Source organism: Methylosinus sp. shoA, from assembly GCF_059718125.1.
This window is the reverse complement of record NZ_AP046091.1, coordinates 3,703,895-3,725,870: the sequence shown is the minus strand read 5'-3', so window position 1 is coordinate 3,725,870 and position 21,976 is coordinate 3,703,895. Positions and strand designations below refer to the sequence as shown.

13 protein-coding genes and 1 pseudogene are annotated in these 21,976 nt (G+C 67.6%); 10 read left to right on the top strand and 4 right to left on the bottom strand.

Going from position 1 to position 21,976, the window contains the following annotated elements; all coding sequences use genetic code 11:
• Positions 1 to 50: 50 nt before the first annotated feature.
• Complete coding sequence (locus AC6IW9_RS17260) at positions 51 to 1,454, bottom strand: RsmB/NOP family class I SAM-dependent RNA methyltransferase (protein WP_497765322.1); 1,404 nt, start codon at positions 1,452 to 1,454, stop codon at positions 51 to 53.
• Between the two features lie 87 nt (positions 1,455 to 1,541).
• On the opposite strand from AC6IW9_RS17260, the gene AC6IW9_RS17255 reads away from it, so the two are divergent.
• From AC6IW9_RS17255 to AC6IW9_RS17225, 7 genes and pseudogenes are all read left to right on the top strand, one after another.
• Positions 1,542 to 1,748 carry a DUF1674 domain-containing protein gene (locus AC6IW9_RS17255; protein ID WP_497765321.1) on the top strand — a complete coding sequence of 69 codons (207 nt, stop codon included), beginning with the start codon at positions 1,542 to 1,544 and terminating at the stop codon, positions 1,746 to 1,748.
• A 72-nt stretch (positions 1,749 to 1,820) separates the two neighbouring features.
• Complete coding sequence (locus AC6IW9_RS17250) at positions 1,821 to 4,490, top strand: MMPL family transporter (protein ID WP_497765320.1); 2,670 nt, start codon at positions 1,821 to 1,823, stop codon at positions 4,488 to 4,490.
• Entirely contained in the window at positions 4,487 to 4,912 is a 426-nt protein-coding gene (locus tag AC6IW9_RS17245; RefSeq protein WP_497765319.1) for a DUF2147 domain-containing protein, read from the top strand. The genes AC6IW9_RS17250 and AC6IW9_RS17245 overlap by 4 nt, the downstream gene beginning before the upstream one ends.
• A 285-nt stretch (positions 4,913 to 5,197) precedes the next feature.
• A pseudogene (locus tag AC6IW9_RS17240) lies at positions 5,198 to 6,663 on the top strand (efflux transporter outer membrane subunit).
• Entirely contained in the window at positions 6,660 to 7,922 is a 1,263-nt protein-coding gene (locus AC6IW9_RS17235; RefSeq protein WP_497765318.1) for an efflux RND transporter periplasmic adaptor subunit, read from the top strand. The pseudogene AC6IW9_RS17240 and the gene AC6IW9_RS17235 overlap by 4 nt, the downstream one beginning before the upstream one ends.
• A complete protein-coding gene (locus AC6IW9_RS17230) occupies positions 7,919 to 11,047 on the top strand; it encodes an efflux RND transporter permease subunit (protein ID WP_497765317.1) in 3,129 nt (1,042 codons plus the stop codon). The genes AC6IW9_RS17235 and AC6IW9_RS17230 overlap by 4 nt, the downstream gene beginning before the upstream one ends.
• Positions 11,044 to 14,193 carry an efflux RND transporter permease subunit gene (locus AC6IW9_RS17225; RefSeq protein ID WP_497765316.1) on the top strand — a complete coding sequence of 1,050 codons (3,150 nt, stop codon included), beginning with the start codon at positions 11,044 to 11,046 and terminating at the stop codon, positions 14,191 to 14,193. The genes AC6IW9_RS17230 and AC6IW9_RS17225 overlap by 4 nt, the downstream gene beginning before the upstream one ends.
• On the opposite strand, the gene AC6IW9_RS17220 is transcribed toward AC6IW9_RS17225, so the two are convergent.
• Both AC6IW9_RS17220 and bluB read right to left on the bottom strand, forming a co-directional pair.
• Positions 14,145 to 14,435: a hypothetical protein gene (locus tag AC6IW9_RS17220; protein WP_497765315.1), complete on the bottom strand. Its 291-nt coding sequence runs from the start codon at positions 14,433 to 14,435 to the stop codon at positions 14,145 to 14,147. The two genes, AC6IW9_RS17225 and AC6IW9_RS17220, sit on opposite strands and share 49 nt — an antisense overlap.
• A gap of 210 nt (positions 14,436 to 14,645) precedes the next feature.
• Positions 14,646 to 15,371 carry a 5,6-dimethylbenzimidazole synthase gene (bluB, locus tag AC6IW9_RS17215; RefSeq protein WP_497765314.1) on the bottom strand — a complete coding sequence of 242 codons (726 nt, stop codon included), beginning with the start codon at positions 15,369 to 15,371 and terminating at the stop codon, positions 14,646 to 14,648.
• 400 nt (positions 15,372 to 15,771) lie between these two features.
• Here bluB and AC6IW9_RS17210 point away from each other — a divergent pair, with 400 nt between their 5' ends.
• Complete coding sequence (locus AC6IW9_RS17210) at positions 15,772 to 16,176, top strand: DUF2147 domain-containing protein (protein WP_497765313.1); 405 nt, start codon at positions 15,772 to 15,774, stop codon at positions 16,174 to 16,176.
• A 40-nt stretch (positions 16,177 to 16,216) separates the two neighbouring features.
• Here AC6IW9_RS17210 and AC6IW9_RS17205 read toward each other — a convergent pair whose 3' ends face one another.
• The gene (locus AC6IW9_RS17205; protein ID WP_497765312.1) at positions 16,217 to 19,732 is read right to left on the bottom strand and encodes an indolepyruvate ferredoxin oxidoreductase family protein; all 3,516 of its coding nucleotides are present in this window, start codon (positions 19,730 to 19,732) and stop codon (positions 16,217 to 16,219) included.
• Positions 19,733 to 20,134: 402 nt separating this feature from the next.
• Here AC6IW9_RS17205 and AC6IW9_RS17200 point away from each other — a divergent pair, with 402 nt between their 5' ends.
• Positions 20,135 to 20,776, top strand: a complete 642-nt coding sequence (locus tag AC6IW9_RS17200) for a DUF1007 family protein (RefSeq protein WP_497765311.1) — start codon at positions 20,135 to 20,137, stop codon at positions 20,774 to 20,776.
• Positions 20,773 to 21,900 (top strand): nickel/cobalt transporter, encoded by a 1,128-nt coding sequence (locus AC6IW9_RS17195; protein WP_497765310.1) that lies wholly within the window; start codon positions 20,773 to 20,775, stop codon positions 21,898 to 21,900. Before AC6IW9_RS17200 ends, AC6IW9_RS17195 begins: the two co-directional genes overlap by 4 nt.
• The last annotated feature ends 76 nt before the right edge of the window (positions 21,901 to 21,976 follow it).

Sequence of the window (21,976 nt, the reverse complement as noted above, 5' to 3'; positions counted from 1 at the left end):
ACGCGGTCGAACGGCGAAGGCCGAGCACTTACCATCGCTGCCGCGCGCCGTCAGCCGCGCCGCGAAAAACGCGCGGCAAAAAATCCGTCGAGGCCGCAAAGGCGCGGTTCGTCCGCCGGCCAATGCGAGGGCAGCGTGCGCAGATCGCCCTCCGCCGTCACGAACTCGACGGGAATCCCCTCGCCTTCCGCATCGACGGGAGTGCGGCGCATATCCGGCTGGCGGCGCAGGAAGGCGGCGACTTGAGCCTCGCCCTCCTCCGGCTCCAGCGAGCAGGTGCAATAGACCATGCGTCCGCCGGGACGCAGCAGGGCGGCGGCCCGGTCGAGCATCTTCGACTGCAGCGCGGCGAGCGCGTCGAGATCGCCCGGCTTCTTGATCCAGGCGACGTCGGGATGACGGCGGATCGTGCCCGTCGCCGAGCAGGGCGCGTCGATGAGAATTGCGTCGAAAGGACGCGCCTGAAACGTCGTCGCGTCGCCGACGGCGATGTCGGCGTGCAGGCGGACGCGCTGGAGATTGACGGAGAGCAGCTTCAGACGCTCGGCCGAACGGTCGAGCGCCGTGACGCGGGCGCGCGCTTGCGCGAGCTGCGCCGTCTTGCCGCCGGGCGCGGCGCACATGTCGAGAATGCGCTCCTCGGGTTCGGCGCGCAGCAGCCGCGCGGGCAGAGCCGCGGCCGCGTCCTGCACCCACCACTCGCCCTCCTCATATGCGTCGAGCGCGGCGACTGGAGCTTGGCTTCGCAAACGAACCGAGCCCGTGGGCAGCACGACGCCGTCGAGCCGCTCGGCCCAGCGCTCGGGCGCGGACTTGACCGTCACGTCGAGCGGCGGCTCGAGCATATGGGCGCGGGCGAATGCGCGCGCCGAAGCTTCGCCATAGGTCTTGATCCAGCGCTGGGCGAGCCAGGAGGGCGTGTCGCGGTCCAGCGGGTCGCCGTCGAGAAATTCGTCCCGCCGGCGCGCGAGATTGCGCAGCACGCCGTTCACGACCCCGGCGAAAGGCGCGGTCTTCGGCTCGAGCCGGGCCGCGCGCACGGCGAGATCGACGGCGGCGTGGTCGGGCGTGTCGAGAAAGAAAATCTGCGCGGCGGCGGCGATGAGCGGCCATTCGAGCCGCGCGCCCTGCTTGGGCAGGCCCTTCTCCATCAGCGCCGCGAGCGCGTGGCGAATCGTGCCGAGCCTGCGGATCGCGACCGCGGCGATCGAGCGCGCCAGCGCCGCGTCGCGCGCGTCGAGACCGGCGACCCGCTGGGGAACGGCCTGGGGCGAGAAACGTTCGTCGAGCCGCCGGCCGCCCTGCACCACATCGGCGATCACATGGGCCGCCGCGATGCGCGCCGCGAGGCCGGGAACCTGCGCCGCCTCCGCCTCCCGCGCCGTCTCCGCAGGCACGAAGGCGGCGCGCGACTTGATCTTGGCCTTGGCGGAGATCGGCTTATTGTCGCTCATGATCAAATCACACCTTCGACGCGGATCGAATCGTCGTTTATATCACACGCGGAGCTGGCGCCGGGCGAGCGCAACGGAGGAGGAGACATGGACGAGCAGCACAGGGTCGGACCCGATGCGCCGGAAGCGCGGCGCCTTCCGCCCGAGGCGCGTCGCGCGCTCGCCGAAGCCGAGGAGCGCCGTCGCCGGCGCCCCGAGCAGACCGCCCCCGCCCGAGAACTCGGCGGGCGCGGAGGGCTCGATCCCGCCCGCTACGGCGACTGGGAGACCAGGGGAATCGCCAGCGACTTTTGACGAGCCGGGCCGCTCTGCGGCCGCGCTTCGTCCCTGCCGGCCGGGCCGGCCACACGCGTTCGAGGAGTCTAGATGCTGGAAAGTCTCGTGGGCTGGTGCCTTCGCAGGCCCTGGATGGTGGTCATCGTCACGCTCGCGCTCACCGCGGGCGGCGTTTATCTGACGGCGACGCGCTTCGCCATCGACACCGACACCGCTCATTTGTTCGCGCCCCAGGTGCCCTGGCGCGCCAATGAGACGCGCCTCACCAAATCCTTCCCCGAGCTCGAGGACCTCATCGTCGCGGTCATCGACGCGCCGACGCCCGAAGCCGCCGACAAGGCCGCCGACGCCCTGCGCGACGGGCTCGCCGGAAAGCCGCTGATCTCCAAGGTCTGGCGCCCGGACGACAACGCCTTTTTCCGCAAGAACGGATTTCTGTTCCTCGGCGTCGAGGAGATCCGCCGCAATCTGAGCTCGCTCATCGCCCAGCGCGAAATCCTGCAGCCGATCGCCGAGGATCCGTCGCTGCGCGGCTTGACGCGCGCGCTGCTGTCCGGCCTCGAGCAGGTCGGAACGAGCGAGCGCGGCCTCGAGGCCTACGCCAAGGGGCTCGACCAATTCTCCGACGCATTCGACCGCGTGCTCGCCGGCGAGCACGCGCAGGTGTCCTGGGAGAAGCTCCTTTCCGGCGGCGAAGAGCCGTCCCCGCCTTCGCTCGGGCCGAGCAAGGAGCCCCGGCGCATTCTGCTCGTCAAGCCGGTGATCGATTTTTCGGCGCTGGAGCCGGGCCGCGACGCGGTGCGTCTGGTGCGTGAGACGGCGAGCGGCCTCGGCCTCGTGAAGGACGAGGGATTTTCCGTCCGCCTCACCGGGCAGGTGCCGCTGGCCGACGAGGAGTTTGCGACGGTCGCCGAGAATATGGGGCTGAACCTCTCGGCCACTCTCGGCGTGGTGACGCTCATCCTGTGGGCGGCGCTGCGCTCGAAACGGCTGATCTTCGCCGTGCTCGCGACGCTCCTCGCCGGCCTCGCGATGACCTCCGGCCTCGGCATATTGCTGATAGGCCGTTTCAATCTGATCTCGGTCGCCTTCGCCGTGCTGTTCATCGGCCTCGGCGTCGACTTCGGAATCCAATTCGCCACGCGCTATCGCCAGGAGCGGCACGACAACGACGATCTGCGCGGCGCGCTGCTCGGCGCGACGCGCGGCATCGGCTCGTCGCTGACGCTCGCGGCCGTGGCGCTGCTCGCGGGATTCTTCTGCTTCCTGCCGACCGAGTTCCTCGGCGTCGCCGAGCTCGGCCTCATCGCCGGCCTCGGCATGATCATCGCTTATGTGGCGACGCTCACATTCCTGCCCGCCTTGATCCTGCTGCTCAACCCCAAGGGAGAGGCGGAGCCGGTCGGCGTCGCCTCGCTCGCTTCGGTCGACCATTGGATCGCCAAGCATCGCCGCCTCGTGCTGCTCGCCACCGCATTCGTCGTGATCGGCGGAGCGCCGTTCCTGCTCAATCTGTCCTTCGACTCCAATCCGATGAATCTGCGCGATCAAAAGGTCGAATCGGTGGCGACGTTCCTCGATCTGTCGAAAAATCCGCAGACGGCACCGAACAAGATCGAGGCGCTCGCGCCCTCGCTGCCGGCGGCGCGCGAGCTCGCCCGGAAGATCGCCGCCCTCCCGGAGGTCGATCACGTCACGACCATCGACGCGCTGATCCCCGCCGATCAGGACCAGAAGCTGCCCTTGATCGACAACGCCCGCTTCCAGCTGCGCAAGGTGCTGGAGCCGACGCGAAAGCTCGCGCCCACGGAGGAGGAAACCAAAAAGGCGCTGACGCGCGCCGCCAAGACCATCCGCAAGGCCGGGGCGGCGCAGGGCGCGCCGCCGGCGCTCGGCCGCTTCGCCGATTCTCTCGACGCGCTCGCCAAGGCGAGCCCCGAGACGCGCGAAAAAGCGCGGGTCGCCGCCCTCGCCGATTTCGAACGGCTGATGGGCGAACTGCGCCGGGCGCTCGACGTCTCGCGCATCACGCCGGAGACCCTGCCCGCCGATCTGCGCGACGACTGGATTTCGCATAATGGCGAGGTGCGCGTGGAAGTGACGCCGAAAGGCGACAGCAACGACCGCGCCGTGATGATCGCCTTCGCCGAATCGGTTCAGGCGCTCGCCCCCGACGCGAGCGGCCCGCCGGTGATCGTGGCGGAGGCCGGCAAGACCGTCGTGCGCGCCTTCATTCAGGCGGGCGCGCTCGCCTTCGCCGCGATCTTCGTGATTCTCGCCTTCACGCTGCGGCGGCCGATGGATGTGGCGCTGACGCTCGGCCCGCTGCTGCTCGCCGGCGTAATGAGCCTCGAGGCCGCCGATCTCCTGGGCATGTCGCTCAACTTCGCCAATATCATCGCTCTGCCGCTGATGTTCGGCGTCGGCGTCGCCTTCCACATCTATTATGTGATCGCCTGGCGCAGGGGCGTCGCCGACATGCTGGCCTCGAGCCTCACGCGCGCGATCTTCTTCAGCGCACTGACGACGGGAACCGCCTTCGGCAGCCTGTTCCTCTCCAGTCATCCGGGAACGGCGAGCATGGGCGAGCTGCTCGCGATCTCGCTGTTCTTCACGCTGCTCGCCGCTTTCGTGATCGTTCCGGCTTTCCTCGGACCGCCGCGTGAGGAAGCGGCGCAGCCGCGAGAGGAGGAGACGCGTGGCGCGCAGAGCGGCGCGCCTGTCCATCGCTCTCGCGACGTGCTAGGCTCGCGTTCATGAAGACGGCGACGATCCCATTTCTGGCCGGCCTCGCGGTCGCGTCGCCGGCGCCCGTCGGCGCGACCGACCCGATTTACGGCGTCTGGCTGCGCGACGGCCATAATCAGAAGCTCGAGTTCTTCGACTGCGAAGGGCATCTCTGCGCGCGCGGCGTGTTCCCGCCTCCCCCGCCGGGCATGCAGCCCGCGCTGATTCTGCGCTATGCCGCCAGGATCGAGCCCAACCGCTGGAAAGGCGATCTGTTCAATCCCGAGAACGGCAAGATCTACTCGGGGACGATCACATTGGACAGCCCGACACGGCTCACGCTCACCGGCTGCCTCATCGCGTTCCTGTGCCAGAGCGAGGGCTGGACGAAAATCCCCGTGGAAACGCCCTCGCAGAAGACCCCGACTCCGCGTCGACGCGTTAACAATCCGTAACTTGACCGTTCGTCCTGTCAACCACAGTTTACGCCCGCGTCGGGGGTCGTCGACGTCCGGAGCCGCTGGAGGCGCGGGCCCGCCATCATGTGAGCGCATTCGCGCGCGAGCGTCGTCGCCATTCCTCGATTCTCCCGCGCTCGCGGGAGCCGCGCCCGCCCCGGGGCGCGGGGCGGCCAATTGAATGGAACCTGTTGCTTGTCGCCTGCGAGACCTTTCTTCCAGCCGCTCGGATTCTTGCGCGGCGCTTGCGCGATCGCGGCCTGCGCGGCCCTTTCCGGCTGCGTGCTGGACTGGGAGAAGCCGGAGGCGAGCGTCGAGACGCCGCCCGCCTTCCGCGCCGCGGGCAAGCCGCGCTCGGCGCCTCCGATCGCGGCGGGGCGCGAGTGGTCGCGCGAATTCGCTTCGCCGGAGCTGACCTCGCTCGTTCAAAAAGCGCTCGACCAGAACCTCGACATCGCCGCGGCCGTGGCGCGCATCGAGCAGGCCGACGCCCAGGCGCGCATCGACAGCGCGCCGCTCTGGCCCTCATTGGCGGCGCTCGGCATGGCGCGGCGCACGCAGACGCCAGCGTCGGTCACCACCGCCACCAGCACCTCGGCCATGACCGACGTCACCACCACGACCGGCGCCGGCGCCTCGAGCTTCTTGCGCGCGCGCCGCTTCAATTTTTTCCAGGCGCAGCTCAATGCGAGCTATGAGATCGATTTCTGGGGAAAGAATCAGGACGCGTCCAACGCCGCGCGCCTGCTCGCCCATGCGAGCCGTTTCGACCGCGACGTGGTCGAAATTTCCACCGTCGCCGCGCTGGTCAACGGCTATTTCCAGGTCCTGACAGCCCAGGATCGCATCCGCATCGCCAAGGACAACATCAAGATCGCCGAGACCGTCCTCGCCGCGATCAAGGCGCGGCTCGACGTCGGCACCGCGACGGCGCTCGATTATTCGCAGCAGGAATCGGTCGTCGCGACCCAGCGCGCGACGCTCCCGCCGCTCGAGCAGACGTTGCGGCAGACGAGGAACACGCTCGCCGTCCTCATGGGGCTGCCGCCCGAAACCTCCATCGTCAAGGGGGGCTCCCTGACGCGGCTGCGCTTCCCCAAGATCGAGCCCGGCCTGCCGTCCGAGCTGCTGCTGCGCCGGCCCGACATCGCCCAGGCCGAAGCCAGGCTCGAGGCGGCGGAGTTTTCCGTCCTCCAGGCGCGGGCGGCCTTTTTCCCGTCGATCCAGATGACGGGATATTACGGCGTGCAGAGCGTCGCGCTGCGTTCGCTGTTCCGGCCCGAGGCGATCGCCTGGCAGATCGCCGGCAATCTCGCCCAGCCGGTGTTCGACGGCTATAATCTGCAGGGCCAGCTGCTGCTGCAGAAAGGCAGATACGCCGAGCTCGCGCAAGTTTATCAAAACAGATTCTGACCGCCTTCTCCGATGTGGAGAATGCGCTCATCGCCATAGAAGAAACCCGCCGCCAGCTGAAGCTGCAGGGCGAGGCGGTGACGGCGGCGCGCAAGGCCTATGAGGTCGCCGAAGCGCGGCTGCACGAGGGCACGATCGACATCATCACCCTGTCGACTACGGAAACGACGTTGTTCCAGAGCCAAGACGTGCTCGCGCAGGTGCGGCTCGCCTATTTCCAGGCGGCGACGAGCCTCTATCAGGCGCTCGGCGGCGGCTGGTCCGGCGGGACGCGCGCGCTGGAGATCGCCGCGGAAGACGCCGCCTATGAATCGGACAAGGGGCCTTGGCCGTGAGCTGGCCGAAACATCGACTTCGTCTCATCGCCGCTCTGCTCGCCGTTCTCACGCTCACAGGCGCGTATTACATCATGTGGCCCACGCAGCAGGGCGACAAGACGTCGGCGGAGGACGAACGGCGCGGACGGCGAGGGCGGCGCAGTCTCGACGGGCCGACTGTGGTGACCGTGGCCGAGCCGCGAATCGCCGACGTCCCCGTGACGATCGACGCGGTCGGCACGGCGCAGGCGCTCAACACGGTGACGGTGCGCACGCAGGTCGACGGGCGGCTGATCGAGCTCGCCTTCGAGGAAGGCCAGGACGTCGCGAAGGGCGATGTCGTCGCGCGAATCGATCCGACGCTCTATCAAGCGGCCTATGATCAGGCCGTGGCCAAGAAGGCGCAGGACGAAGCCAATCTCGCCAACGCGCGCGTCGACGTCGGCCGGTATCAGAAGCTCGCCGCCAGCAATTTCGGTTCGCAGCAGCAATACGCCACGCAAAAGGCGCTGGTCACGCAGCTCGAGGCGCAGATCAGAGCCGATCAGGGCGCGATCGACAACGCCAAGGCGACGCTGGACTACGCCACCATCCGCTCGCCGATCGACGGACGCACGGGCATCCGGCTCGTCGACGTCGGCAACATCCTGCACCCTTCGGACCAGCTCGGCATCGTCGTCATCACCCAGCTGAAGCCGATCTACGTGGTCTTCACCCTCCCGCAGCAGCATCTTCCGGCCGCGCAGAAGGCGCAGAGTCGGGCTCCGGCTCCCGCTGTCGCGCTCGGCCCGGACAATGCCACGCCGCTCGACGCGGGCGTCGTGAAGGTGATCGACAACCAGATCGATCCGATGACCGGCACCGTGAAGGTAAAGGCGATATTCGACAATATGCGTCTCGCGCTGTGGCCGGGCCAGTTCGTCAATGTGCGCCTCACCGTCGACACGATCCACAATGCGCAGGTCGTGCCGAGCGCCGCCGTGCAGCGCGGCCCGAACGGCCCCTTCGTCTATGTGTTGAACGAAGAATCGACCGTCACGATGCGGCCGATCGTCGTCGTCCGCCAGGACGAGGCGCAGGCGGTGGTCGCCTCCGGCCTCGCGTCGACCGAGAAGGTCGTGACGAGCGGCTTCGGGCGTCTCGCCGACGGATCGCGCGTTCGCGTGCTCGACGCTCCGGCGGCGGGCGGCGAAGCGCCGAGCGCGGAAAATGCGCCGCCCGTCCGTCCACGGCGCGGCCGCGGCGAAAAATCCGCCGCCGGCGCGGCGCGGCCATGAGCGTCTCGACGCCCTTCATCGAACGGCCGGTGGCGACCTCGCTGCTGAGCCTCGCCGTTCTCTTGTTCGGCGTGCTCGGCTTCTTCCGTCTGTCGGTGTCGCCGCTGCCGCAGGTCGATTTTCCCACTATTCAGGTCACGACGCGATTGCCGGGCGCCAATCCAGACACGATGGCCTCGCTGGTGACGGCGTCGCTCGAGCGGCAGTTCGGACAGATTCCGTCGCTGCAGACCATGTCGTCGCTGAGCTCCTACGGCCTGTCGCAGATCACGCTGCAATTCGAGCTCGACCGCGATATCGACGCCGCGGCGCAGGACGTGCAATCGGCGATCAATTCGGCCTCGTCGACGCTGCCGCGCGGCCTGCCCTATCCGCCGGTCTATGCGAAGGTCAATCCGGCCGACACGCCGATCGTCACCCTCACCCTGCGTGCGAAGAACGCCAGCCTGCGGCGGCTCAGCGATCTCGCCGACACGATGATTGCGCCGAAGCTCTCGGAGACGCGCGGCGTCGGCCATGTCGCGGTGGAAGGCGGCGTGCGTCCGGCCGTGCGCATTCAGGCCGATCTCGCCCGGCTCGCGGCCAATCGCGTGAGCATGGAGGAGCTGCGCGCGGCGATCGCCGGAGCCAATGTGGCCGGCGCGAAGGGCGCGCTCGACGGACCCTATCAATCCTACACGCTCGACGCCAACGACCAGCTGATAGCGGCGCGGCAATATGAGACGATCGTCGTGGCCTATCGCAATGGCGCGCCGATCATGCTGCGCGACGTGGCCGATGTCGTCGACGGGCTGGAGGACTCCCGCGTCGGCGGCTGGTATCGCGGCGAGCCGGCGATCATCCTCGACGTACAGCGCCAGCCGGGCGCCAATATCATCGACACGGTCGAGCGGCTGCGCGAGGAGTTGCCGAAGATCAGGCGCACGCTGCCGGAGGGCGCGACGCTCGATGTGGTGAGCGACCGCACGCAGACGATCCGCGCCTCGATCGAGGAGGTGGAGACGACCCTCGTCATCGCCACGGGTCTGATCGTTCTCGTCGTGCTTCTGTTCCTTCGCAGCTGGCGCGCGACGCTGATCGCCGGCGTCAGCCTGCCGCTGTCGATCGTCGCGACCTTCGCCGTCATGGCGCTCGCCGGCTTCTCGCTCGACAATCTGTCGCTGATGGCGCTCACCATCGGCGCCGGCTTCGTCGTCGACGACGCCATCGTGATGATCGAGAACATCGTCCGCAACATGGAGCTCGGCAAATCGCCGCATCGGGCCGCGCTCGACGGCGCCCGCGAGATCGCCTTCACGGTCGTCTCGCTCACCGTGTCGCTCGTCGCCGTGTTCATTCCGCTGCTGTTCATGACCGGACTCGTCGGCCGCATGTTCCGCGAGTTCGCGCTCACCTTGACGGCCCAGGTCGTCGTCTCGGCGATCGTCTCGCTGACGCTGACGCCGATGCTCTGCGCGAAATTGCTGAAGCCCGGCCGAGGCCGCGGCCATCGCTCCGGGAGATCGGAGGGTTTCACTGCGAAGCTCGACGCCTTCTATGCGCGAACGCTCGAGCTCGCCCTGCGCCACCAGAAGCCGATGCTCGCGCTCACCTTCGGCACGCTGGCGCTCACCCTCCTGCTCTACGCCGTCATTCCCAAGGGCTTTCTCCCGCGCCAGGACACGAGCCTGCTCAATGTCGTGCTCGAGGGAGCGCCGGAGTCCTCCTTCGCGGCGATGACGCGGCTGCAGGCGGAGGTGGCGAAGATCTTCGACGCCGATCCGGAAGCGACCGGGACCGTCTCCGTGCTCGGAGTCGGACCGCTCAACGCCACGACCAATGTCGGTCATCTCACCGTCACTCTGCGCGGGCGCGACATTCGCAGCGTCGGCGCCGACGCCATCGCCGAGCGGCTGAAGGCGGCGGCCGAACAGATCCCGGGCGCGAGCGTCTATATCGAGCCTGTGCAGGACATTCAGATCACGACTCGCGCCAGCCGCTCGCAATATCAATATACGCTGACCGCGCCCGACGCCGCCGAGCTGCAGCGCTGGTCGCAGACGCTTCTCGACGAGATGCGCGCGGACGGCGTGTTCCGCAATGTCGCCGCGGAGTCGCAAGACGGCGGTCTGCGCGCCTTCCTGCACATCGACCGCGAGAAGATGGGCCGGCTCGGCATCACGACGCAGATGGTCGACGACACGCTGAACGACGCCTTCAGCCAGCGCCAGATCTCGACGATCTATGCGCAGTCCAACCAATATCGCGTCATCCTCGAGGCGGCGCCGCAATATCGGCGCGACGCCACGGCGCTCGACAAGCTCTATGTCGCGCCGGCCGGCGGCGGACCGCAGACGCCGCTTTCGGCTTTCGTCACGATCGAGCAGACGACGGCGCCGCTCGCCATCGCGCATCAGGAGCAGTTTCCGGCCGCGACCATCAGCTTCGACCTCGCCCCCGGGGTCGCGCTCGGCGACGCGGTGGAGGCGATCGCCCGCGCCGAGGAGCGGACCGGCCTGCCCTCCTCGATCATCGGCATGTTCAGCGCCGACGCCGAGGAGTTCCGCAAGTCTCTGGCGAGCGAGCCCTGGCTCATCCTCGCCGCGGCGATCGCCATCTATGTCGTGCTCGGCGTTCTCTACGAGAGCTACGCTCATCCCTTCACCGTGCTGACCACATTGCCCTCGGCCGGCGTCGGCGCCTTGCTGGCGCTGATGGCGACCGGCCTCGACATGTCGCTCGTCGCGCTGATCGGCGTCGTGTTGCTGATGGGCATCGTCAAGAAGAACGCGATCATGATGATCGACTTCGCGCTCGAGGCCGAGCGCGCCGAGCGGCTCTCGGCGCGGGAGTCGATCGTGCGCGCCTGCCGCCTGCGCTGCCGGCCGATCTTGATGACGACGCTCGCCGCACTGTTCGGCGCTCTGCCGCTGGCGCTCGCCCATGGACCCGGCAGCGAACTGCGCATCCCGCTCGGCGTCTCGATCATCGGCGGACTGCTGCTGTCGCAGCTCCTGACCCTCTATACGACGCCCGTCATCTATCTCGCAGTGGAGCGGTTGCGGATCCGGCTGCGCGGGGCGCCCGCCGCACCGCCGGCGGCTCGCGTCCGGGAGGTCGAGGTCCGGAGGGAGGCGGCGGAGTGAACATCTGCGCTCCGTTCATACACCGTCCGGTGGGAACGAGCCTGCTCGCGACGGCCGTCTTCCTGCTCGGAGCGGTCGCTTATTTCTTCCTTCCCGTCGCGAGCGTTCCCGCGGTCGATTTTCCGGCGATCGGGATTTCCGCCGGGAGGCCGGGCGCCGATCCGGCGACCATGGCCGCGACGGTCGCCGCGCCGCTGGAACGGCGCCTCGCGCGCATCGCCGGCGTCAACCAGCTCACCTCGGCGAGTTCGCTCGGCTCCACCTCGATCATCGCACAGTTCGACATCGACCGCGATATCGACGCGGCCGCGCGCGACGTGCAGGCGGCGATCAACGCCGCGGCGACGGACATGCCCGGCGATCTGCCGGTCCTTCCCTTTTTTCGCAAGTTCAATCAGTCGTCGTCGCCCATCATGGTGCTCGCGCTGACCTCGAAGACGCTGCCGACCAGCGCCATCTATGACGCGACCGACACTGTCGTCGCCCAGCGCATCTCGCAGATTCCGGGCATCGGCGAGGTGCGGATCGGCGGCGCCGAGCAGCCGGCGATCCGCGTGCAGGTCGACCCGGCGCGGCTCGCGACGATGGGGCTCGCCATGGACGCGGTCGCGAATGCGATCGTCACGGCCAATGTGCTGGCGCCGGTCGGGGCGCTCGAAGGCGGCGCGACGGCAATGACGCTCGGCGTCGACGATCAGCTCGCGACGCCCGAAGACTTCCGCCAGATCGTCGTCTCGTCGGCGAATGGAGCCGTCGTCAAGCTCGGGGACATCGCCACGGTCGAGCGCGGCGTGCGCAACCGGCTCGCCGCTGGCTGGTACAACGGCCAGCCCGCGGTGCTGCTCATCATCACCAAGCAGGCCAACGCCAATGTGATCGCCACGGTCGAGCGGGTGAAAGAGCTGCTGCCGGAGCTGCAGCGATGGATTCCGAGCGGCATCGACATTGCGATCACGTCCGACCGCACGCAGACGATTCGGGCCAGCGTGGACGAGATCAAGCGCACGCTCTTCGTGACGATCGGCATGGTGATGGCGGTCGTCTTCGTCTTTCTTCGTCGCGCCGTACCTACTTTCGCGGCCGGCGTCACCGTGCCGCTGTCGCTGGTCGGCGCCTGCGCGGCCATGTGGGCGGCGGGCTTCTCGGCCGATAATTTCTCGTTGATGGCGCTGACCATCGCCGTCGGCTTCGTCGTCGACGACGCGATCGTGATGATCGAAGCGATCGAGTCCAATGTCGAGCGCGGCATGGGCCGGATGGAGGCCGCGCTCGCCGGCGCGCGCCAGATCGGCTTCACCGTCGTTTCGATCAGCCTATCGCTGATCGCGGTGTTCGTGCCGCTGCTGTTCATGGGCGGGATCATGGGCCGGCTCTTGCGCGAGTTCTCCTTCACGCTCGCCTTCGCCATCGTCATTTCGACGATCGTCTCGCTCACCGTGACGCCGATGATCTGCGCCAGGCTGCCCTCCCGTCCACGGAGCCCGACGCGTTTCGACAGAATGGTCGAGGGCGCGCTCGCGGCGACGGCCCGCCTCTATGCGCAGAGCCTGCGCCCGGTCGTCGATCATCCCCGGATCACGCTCGCCGTGATCGTAATGACCATCGCCGCGACGATCCACCTCTATGGCGCCATTCCGAAGGGCAATCTGCCGCAGGACGACATCGGCTTCCTCAACGGTTCGGCGCAGGCGGCCGCGGATGTCTCCTTCTCGGAGATGGCTCGTCTGCAGAAGGCGGTCGTCGCCGTCGCCAAGGAGGACCCCGATGTCATGAACGTCGCCTCGTTCATCGGCTCTGGGCGCTCGGGCTCGGCCTCCAACGAAGGACGCCTGTTCGTCGCCCTGAAGCCCATCGGCGAGCGCCATTCGTCGAGCCACGAGGTCATGGCGCGACTGCGCAAATCCTTCGCGCGCGTCGCCGGGGTCGAAGTCTTCTTGTTTCCCGCGCAGGACGTCAGCGTGGGAGGACGATCGAGCAAGGCGCAATATCAGTTCACGCTCACGGCGGACTCCCTGGGGGAGCTCTCGGAATGGACGCCGAAGCTGATCGAGCGCCTGCGCCGCGCGCCCGAGCTCGTCGACGTCTCGAGCGACCAGCAGCAGGGCGGCCTCAGCGCGAAGGTCGTCATCGATCGCACCGCGGCGTCGCGCATGGGCGTCGCGATCAGCTCGATCGACTCCGCGCTCAACAGCGCCTTCGGCCAGCGCCAGGACTCCATTATCTATACCCAGCGCAATCAATATCGCGTCATCGTCGAGGCGCCCTTGTCGCGCCAGCGCGATCCGCGCGACCTCGCAGGGGTTTACGTGGCGGCCGCCGACGGGACCCAGGTTCCGCTCGACGCGCTCGCTCATGTCGAGCGCGGCCTCATGCCGCTCGTCGTCAACCACCAGGGCGTCTCGCCGGCGGCGACGATCACCTACAATGTCGCCCCGGGCCATTCGCTGGAAGCCGCCAACGCCGCCGTCCTCCGGGCGGCGAACGAATTGCGCCTGCCGGGCAGCGTCCAAGCGGATTTCGCCGGCGACGCGAAAGAGCTCGCCAAAATGGCCTCCGGCGTCGCATTGCTGATCGTCGCGGCTCTGATCGCCGTCTACATCATTCTCGGCGTGCTCTATGAGAGCCTCGTCCATCCGGTGACGATCATCTCGACCCTCCCGTCGGCCGGTCTCGGCGCGCTGCTGGCGCTCGAGGCCTTCGGCTCGGAATTCACCATCATGGCGCTGATCGGCATTCTGCTACTCATCGGCATCGTCAAGAAGAACGGCATCATGCTCGTGGATTTCGCGCTGCAGGCGGAGCGCGAGAAGGGACTCTCCCCGCATGACGCGGCGCTGGAGGCCGCGGTCGAGCGCTTCCGGCCGATCCTCATGACGACGCTGGCCGCCATGCTCGGCGCGCTGCCGCTCGCCTTCGCGACGGGAGTCGGCGCGGAAATGCGGCGTCCGCTCGGCATCACCATCGTCGGCGGGCTGCTGCTCAGCCAAGCGCTGACGCTCTACACCACGCCGGTGATCTATCTGCTGATGAGCAAGCTGCAGCGGCGTCGGTCGGCCGCGTCGGCGCTCCACGGAGCCCGCCAAAGCCCGAGGCGCTATCAGTGCGCCGATGAAGGGGGCGTCTCGAAGAATAGCCTCAGCACGTGAAGATCGCCGCAATCTTCGACAGGCACATGCCAGAATTTCGAGCCGAGCTCGGGAAAGCGCGCCATCGGCAGATGAATTTCCGTCAGCCGCTTCTGCTTGCCGAAACCCTCGATCATGGCGCTGCCGAGCAATTGCAGCAAATCTTCGAGCCGTTCGGGCACTTCCGTCACCGTGAGGGTGGTCGTGCTCGAAAGCGGCATAGCCTTGTCGAATACACGTTCATAATCCGCAGGCTTCATCATCTGACCCCGCTTTCCGCGGCTCTGCTCAAGCAATACTCGTGCCGTTACTGGAGCCTTTTACGGCAATCGAGGCGCAATCGCCGTATTGCGCCGCACGCACTATAGGCCGATCCGCTCGCTCGTCCAATCGCTCGAGCGTGGCCACAGCGCCAGGACGATTCGTTCGTGACATTGTATTGAACCGAATGTGACCAAATTCGAGCCGACCTCTCACTCCCGGCTCCGTGGCGCGCCCCATCGATTTTCGAAGACCAGTTCGTCGAGCGGCAGGCGGCTCGCCCATCGGCGGACCTCGAGCTCGGGCCGGACATAGGCGCGGGCGATCCGGCCGACGCAGAGATAGGCGACGATCGCGATATCCGGCGGGATTTCGAGGATCGCGCGCAGGTCGGCATGGCGCAGAATGCTGACCCAGCCGACGCCGATGCCTTCTGCGCGCGCCGCAAGCCACAGATTCTGCACGGCGCAGGCGGTCGAGAGAATATCCGCATCCGGCTGCTGGGTGCGGCCGAGGCCGGTTCGCCCCTGGCGCGCGCGGTCGCAAGTCACGCAGATGTTGAGCGGCGCCTTCGAGATCCCCTGCAGCTTGAGGCCGCGGTAGCGCTCGCGCCGCTCGGGCTCGAGCATCTCCGCCTCCGCGGCGGCGGCGCGCTCGAAGGCCTCGCGCACACGGCCTCGCAGGGCGATGTCGCGGATCACGATGAAGTTCCACGGCTGCATGAAGCCGACCGAGGGCGCGTGATGCGCGGCCTCCAGAAGGCGCCGCAATGTCTCGTCGGGGACATCGTCCGGCAGAAACTCGTCGCGGACGTCGCGCCGCGTGTGAATGGCGCGATAGACCGCAGCCCGGTCCTCGGCGGAAAAGGGCGCGGCCTCGGCGAGGTCCCGATCCTCCGCTCCTCTGCCCTCCCCGCCATTTTCCGCATCGGGCGCCATTTCCGTTCTCCGAGGCCCGACGGGCTGAACCGAGGCGGCAATATGCCGCATTCGCCGACAGGAGCAAACCGCCTGCTGGTCCGCCGGCTCGAAATGGGGCGCCGCGCGCGACGCGTCGAGGCCGATGCGAACATGCGTGTCCGCATTATCAGGGAGAATTCGTTCTCGACCGAAAGGGGGTCGCGTTCGAGGATCGAGTGCGGGAAACGGCGAATCGAAGAGTGATGCTGCGGCGCAATCGAGTCCTCCCCGACGCGCAGCCTGGCGGCCGCCGGAACCGACACATGACGAACGATGCAGGCTTGTGCGGCGCAGCAAGCTTGTTTGATTCAGCCGGCTTGGTCTGCAGTGTGGCTCGGCCCTATACTGCCGGCCCGGAATGTATGAACGGAGGCTTTAAATGAAGCGGCTCTGGATTTGCGCGTCGATCCTCGCGGCCCCCGCGGCGGCCGGCGCGGCGGACGCCGATCCGATCGGCAAATGGCGCGTGGCCGATGGCACGGCGCATGTCCAGATCAGCCGCTGCGGTCAGGCCATCTGCGGCAAGATCGCCTGGATGGCCGAAAAGGGCGTCGACGAGAACAATCCCGATCCGCGCCAGCGCGGCCGTTCGTTGCTCGGCCTGTCGATCCTCAGCGTCGAATCCAAGGGCGCCAATCTGTGGACGGGCACGATCTACAACGCCAAAGACGGCCAGAATTACACGGCGAACCTCGCTTTGCGCGGCGAGGCCGTGCTGCGCCTCGAGGGCTGCATCACCGGAACGAAGATCTGCGGCGCAGAGGATTGGACGCGGGTGCGGTGACGCGCCTCGGCGCTCTCCTTCCGCCGCTCGCGAAAGCCCTCTACTCCGCCGCGAGTTTCACATCCGCTCGCGCATTGTGGAACTCGCCATGGAGCCGGGCCATCTCGGCTCTCGCCTCCTCGGTGTTTCGCGCGCGGATATGGCCGAAGCCGCGAATCTTCTCCGGAACACGCGCCAAGGCGATCGCCGTCGCGTGATTGACAGGCGAAAGATGCGGGAGGACATCATCGAGCAGCGCCTCGTAATCGACGAGCGCCTCGCGCTCGGCTTTGCGGTCGCTGTTCGGGCGGAACGGATCGAAGATCGTTCCGCGGAGACCTTTCAGACGCGCGAGCCATTTCAGCACATGGAACATCCAGGGGCCGAAGGTGATCTTGCGTGAGCCGCCGATGTCGTTCTTGCGCTGCAGGGACAGCACATTGGGCGCGAGATGCAGCTCCATGCGCAGATCGCCTTCGAATATCTCGTCGAGTTGCCGTTTGAACGAGCCGTCGGTGAAGAGCCGCGCCACCTCGAACTCGTCCTTCGCCGACATCAGCTTGAAGAGGCTGCGCGCCACTGCCTCGGTGAGCGCGTTCGCGCCCGGCACGCGCTCCTTCTCGAGCCGACGCACCGCGTCCACGCGCGAGCGATAGCGGGCCGCATAAGCAGCGTTCTGATAATCGGTGAGAAAAGCGACGCGGCGATCGATCACTTCGTCGAGCGAGCGCGAGAGGTCGCGCGTCTCGTTGCGCGCGCGCACACGCAACGAAGCGACCACGGCCTCGACGCTTCCGAGATCATGGGCGGCGCGCCGGCCCCAGGCGAAGGCCGAATGATTCATGGCCACAGCCTCGCCATTGAGCTCGATGGCGCGCAACAACGCGGCCTCGGAGAGCGGCAGATAACCTTTCTGCCAAGCGTAGCCGAGCATGAACATATTGGCGGCGATCGAATCGCCGAGCAGCGCCTGCGCCAGCTCCGTCACATCGAGGAAATCGGCGCGCTCGCCGGCCGCGTCGCGGATCGCCTGCTCGATGCGCTCGGCCGGCAGAGTGAAATCGGGATCGCGCTCGATATCGCCGGGAAACACCTGCGCGCGATTGACGAGCGCGAAAGTGCGTCCCTCCTCGATCGCCGACAGCACTTGGCGCGCGCCGGAGACGACGAGATCGCAGCCGAGCACGAGATCGGCCTCGCCGGCCGCGATGCGGATCGCATGCACATCCTCGCGCCGGCGGCCGATCTTCACATGGCAGTAGACCGCCCCGCCCTTCTGTGCGAGGCCGGCCATGTCGATGACGCCGACGCCCTTGCCCTCGAGATGCGCCGCCATGCCGAGAATGGCGCTCACCGTGACGACGCCCGTGCCGCCCATGCCGGCGACGAGCACGCCATAAGGCGCGCGGCCGATCTCCGGCAGAATCGGGTCGGGCGGCGCAGGACATTGCGTCTCGCTCGGCAGCGCGGCCTTCTTCATCCGCGCGCCATGCACGGTGACGAAGCTCGGACAGAAACCTTCGAGGCAGGAGAGATCCTTGTTGCAGCTCGACTGATCGATGCGGCGCTTGCGGCCGAACTCGGTCTCGAGCGGCTGCACCGAGACGCAATTGGAGGCGCGGCCGCAATCGCCGCAGCCTTCGCAGACGAGCTCGTTGATGACGACGCGCACATCGGGATCGGGATATTCTCCGCGCTTCCTCCCGCGCCGTTTCTCGGTCGCGCAGGTCTGGTCGTAGATCAGCACCGTGACGCCCTCAGTCGCGGCGAGCTCGCTCTGCACGCGATTGATGACGTTGCGGTGATAGATGGCGAGGCCCGGCGGCCATCGGGTGTCCGCGGAATATTTGTGCGGTTCGTCGGAGACGAGCGCGATTTTCACGACGCCCTCGGCCGCGACTTGATGGGCGATCGCCTCGACCGTGAGCTCGCCCTCGTGCTTCTGCCCGCCGGTCATGGCGACGACGCCGTTGAACAGAATCTTGAAGGTGATGTTGGTCTTGGCGGCGACCGCGAAGCGGATGGCGAGCGAGCCGGAATGATTATAGGTGCCGTCGCCCAAATTTTGGAACACGTGCTTGCGCCTCGAGAAGGGCGCCTCGCCGATCCAATTCGCCCCCTCGCCACCCATATGGGTGTAGCCCTCGGTGGAGCGGTCCATCCATTGCGCCATGTAATGGCAGCCGATGCCGGTATAGGCGCGCATGCCCTCCGGCACATGGGTCGAGGTGCTGTGCGGACAGCCCGAGCAGAAATGCGGCACCCGCACGGCGACGTCGGTCGTCGTCGCGCGCCGCGCCTGCAGCCGCTCCAGCCGCGCGACGCGCGCCTCCAGCTCGTCGTTGCGGTGATAGTTCAACAGGCGGCGGCCGATGGCGATCGCCACGTCATTGGCGTCGAGCGAGCCCTTGACCGGGAACAGCCATTTGCCTTCTTCGTCCTTTTTGCCGATGCAGACCGGCTGATGCGCGGCGCCGTAGAGCTCCTCGCGCAATTGCAGCTCGATCAGCGAGCGCTTCTCCTCGACCACGATGACGAGATCGAGCCCCCGCACGAATTCGCGCAGGCCTTGCGGCTCGAGCGGCCAGGGACAAGCGATCTTGTAGAGACGCAGGCCATATTCGTTTGCCTTGACCTCGTCGACGCCGAGATCGTCCATCGCCTGCCGCACGTCGAGATAGGACTTGCCGACGGTGACGACGCCGATCTTGGCGTTCGGACCGCCCGATGTGACGATGCGGTTGAGCCGGTTGGAGCGGATCCAGGCGAGCATGGCGTCGCGCTTGCTCTCCTGCATGCGCTCTTCCTGCGCCAGCACCGGATCGCGCGGGCGAATATTGAGCCCGCCGGGCGGCATGACGAAGTCGAGCGGCGCGACGGGCCGCACGCGATCGAGCGAGCCGTCGACCGAGGCGGTCGATTCGACCGTGTCCTTGATGAGCTTCAGGCCGACCCAGACTCCGGCGTAGCGCGACATGGCGAAGCCGAGCAGCCCGTAATCGAGAATTTCCTGCACGCCGGCCGGCGCCAGGATCGGCATCATCACATCGACGAAATGATATTCGGACTGATGCGCGGTGGTGGAGGATTCGGCCGTGTGGTCGTCGCCCATGAGCGCCAGCACGCCGCCGCGCGGCGAGGTTCCCGCGAGATTGACGTGGCGCAGCGCGTCGCCCGAGCGGTCGACGCCGGGGCCCTTGCCATACCAGACCGAGAAGACGCCGTCATATTTCCCCTCGCCGCGCATTTCGGCCTGCTGCGCGCCCCAGATGGCGGTCGCGGCCAGATCCTCGTTGAGGCCCGGCATGAAGAGGATGTCGTTCTTCTCGAACAGCGCCTTTGCGCGATGGAGCTGCGCGTCCATGCCGCCGAGCGGCGATCCGCGATAGCCGGAGACGAAGCCCGCGGTCGCGAGGCCGGCGCGGCGGTCGAGCTCCTTCTGCATCAGCAGCAGCCGGACGATCGCCTGCGTGCCGTTGAGAAGCACCAGGGGCTTGGAAAGGTCGAAACGGTCGGCGAGAGACACATCGCCCGAGGCGGGGCCGGTTTTTTTGTGGCCGGCGATCACATCCGCCATACGTATCCTCTCCTGCAGGTCACGACGCAAGACGCGGCGCGGGCGCGTCGCGCTCCGCATTGCCTCGAGCTACGCTGTACTGAACAACGACGGCTTCGCCGTGACGGGGCGAGGCCGCGAGCCCCCTCTCGGCTTGTCGCGGAACCTTCGCCCGTGGCATTATACGGCGCCGCGGCGGACGCCATCAAGCGAGGTGGACTCCGAAGGAGGCGGTCTCCCTCCTCCCGCGGAGCGAGGCCGACGAGGGGCGACGCCCGGGCGTGTCGCCTCGGAGGCCGGGACGTGCGGCGGGTTTCGCCGAAGCGTGAGGACCCTTCCGGCGCCGGATTGCCGTCTTCGAGCGCTATTTTGACGGCGATTCGTGTCGAGTTCCCGATCGTCCCAACCGGAGGTGCGCGGTTCATGCGTTCGAGACTGCCCAGAATTATCGCGATTCTCGTCATATTTTTTCCCGGCCTCGGCGAGGCGCATCCGCATGTCTGGGTCGCGGTGCGCAGCGAGGTCGTGTTCACGCCGGACGGCAAGATCGCCGGCGTGCGCCATTCCTGGACTTTCGACGAAATGTATTCGGCCTTCGCGCTGCAGGGCCTCGGCAAGGACGGCAAGCCGCCGACGCGCGAGGAGCTCGCGCCGCTCGCCAAGACCAACGCCGAATCCCTCGCCGAATTCGACTATTTCACTTTTGCCAGATACGACAACGCCAAGGCGAGCTTCGGCCTGCCCGAGGACGTCTTTCTCGAAGCCGACGACAAGAAGATCGTGACCATGCGTTTCATGCTGCCTCTGGAAAAGCCCGTGTCGGCGCACAAGCCCTTCTCCTTTCAGGTTTATGATCCGACCTATTTCGTCGCCTTCGATTTCGAGAAGCAAGATCCGGTCGGTCTCGCCGCCTCGCCGCCCGGCTGCTCCGCCAGCCTCGTGCAGCCCAAGCCCCTGCTCGCCGCCGAGACGCAGAAGCTCAGCGAAGCCTTCTTCAGCAATATGTCGCCGGGGGCCGATTTCGGCATCAAGCTCGCGACCCGCGTCGTAGTGGCGTGCCCGTGAGACGAGGCGCGCAGGGTCAGGCCGCGCCGCCGGCCACAGGCCGTCATTGCGAGCGAAGCGAAGCAATCCAGAGCCGTGGGGCGGTCCCTGGATCGCTTCGTCGCTGCGCTCCTCGCAATGACGGGGGCGGAAACGCATGGGCCGCATGCGCTGTCGCGGTCGCCGCGCTGCTGCTCCTGCAGGACGCGGCTCTGGCCCAGGCCGCTCGCCATCCTTTCGCGGTCGGGCCCGCCGAGAGCGGCGGCGCGACGGGCGGTCTCGCCGGATTGATCATCGCCTGGCAGAGCAAGTTCCAGCTGCAGCTGCAGAGCGCCGTGCGGGCGTTGAAGAGCGACGGCGGCGCCTTTTTCCCGCTGGCCGCCGGGAGCTTCGCCTATGGCGTGTTCCATGCGGCGGGGCCCGGTCACGGCAAGGCCGTGCTCGCCTCCTATATGATCGCCAATGAGACGGCGCTGCGGCGCGGCCTGCTATTGGCGGCGCTCGCGGCGCTTCTGCAGGGGGCGGTGGCGATCGCCATCGTCGGCGTCGCGGCCGTCGCCTTCGCCGCCACCGCCCGGCAGATGACCGATGCCGCGCGCCTCGTCGAGGCCGCGAGCTATGTCGTCATCGCGGCGCTCGGCGCCAGGCTCGTCTATGTGAAGGGCCGCGCCTTCTCGGATGCGCTGCGGGAGCCGGCGCTCGCCCTCGCCCCGGCGCGCGCCTTCGCCTGCGGATGGGCCGACGACCCGACCCATATCCACGGCCCCGACTGCGGACATGCGCATATGGTCGATCCTGCGACCCTCGGCGCCGGCTTTCGCTGGGGCGACGCGCTGGCGACCGTGCTCGCCGCGGGCCTGCGCCCTTGCTCCGGCGCCCTGCTCGTGCTGGCCTTCGCGCTCTCGCAGGGGGTCTTCCTCGCCGGCGCCGGCGCGATCCTGCTGATGTCGACGGGGACGGCGATCACCACCGGCGCGCTGGCGGCGACGGCCGTCTTCGCCAAGGACGCCGCGGCGCGATTGACGCAAAAAAGCTCGCGACGCGCGACGATGATCCTTCGCGGCGCCGAACTCGCCGCCGCCGTCTTCGTGCTCGTCATCGGCCTTGCGCTGCTCGTGGGGTGGCAGGCGCAATCCTCGTCGTGAGAGCGGGGCCGTTTCGGCTGCGAGCTCGAACGCCCTCATCGCGATTGCTGCATCGCCGCACATCATACCGCGCGCG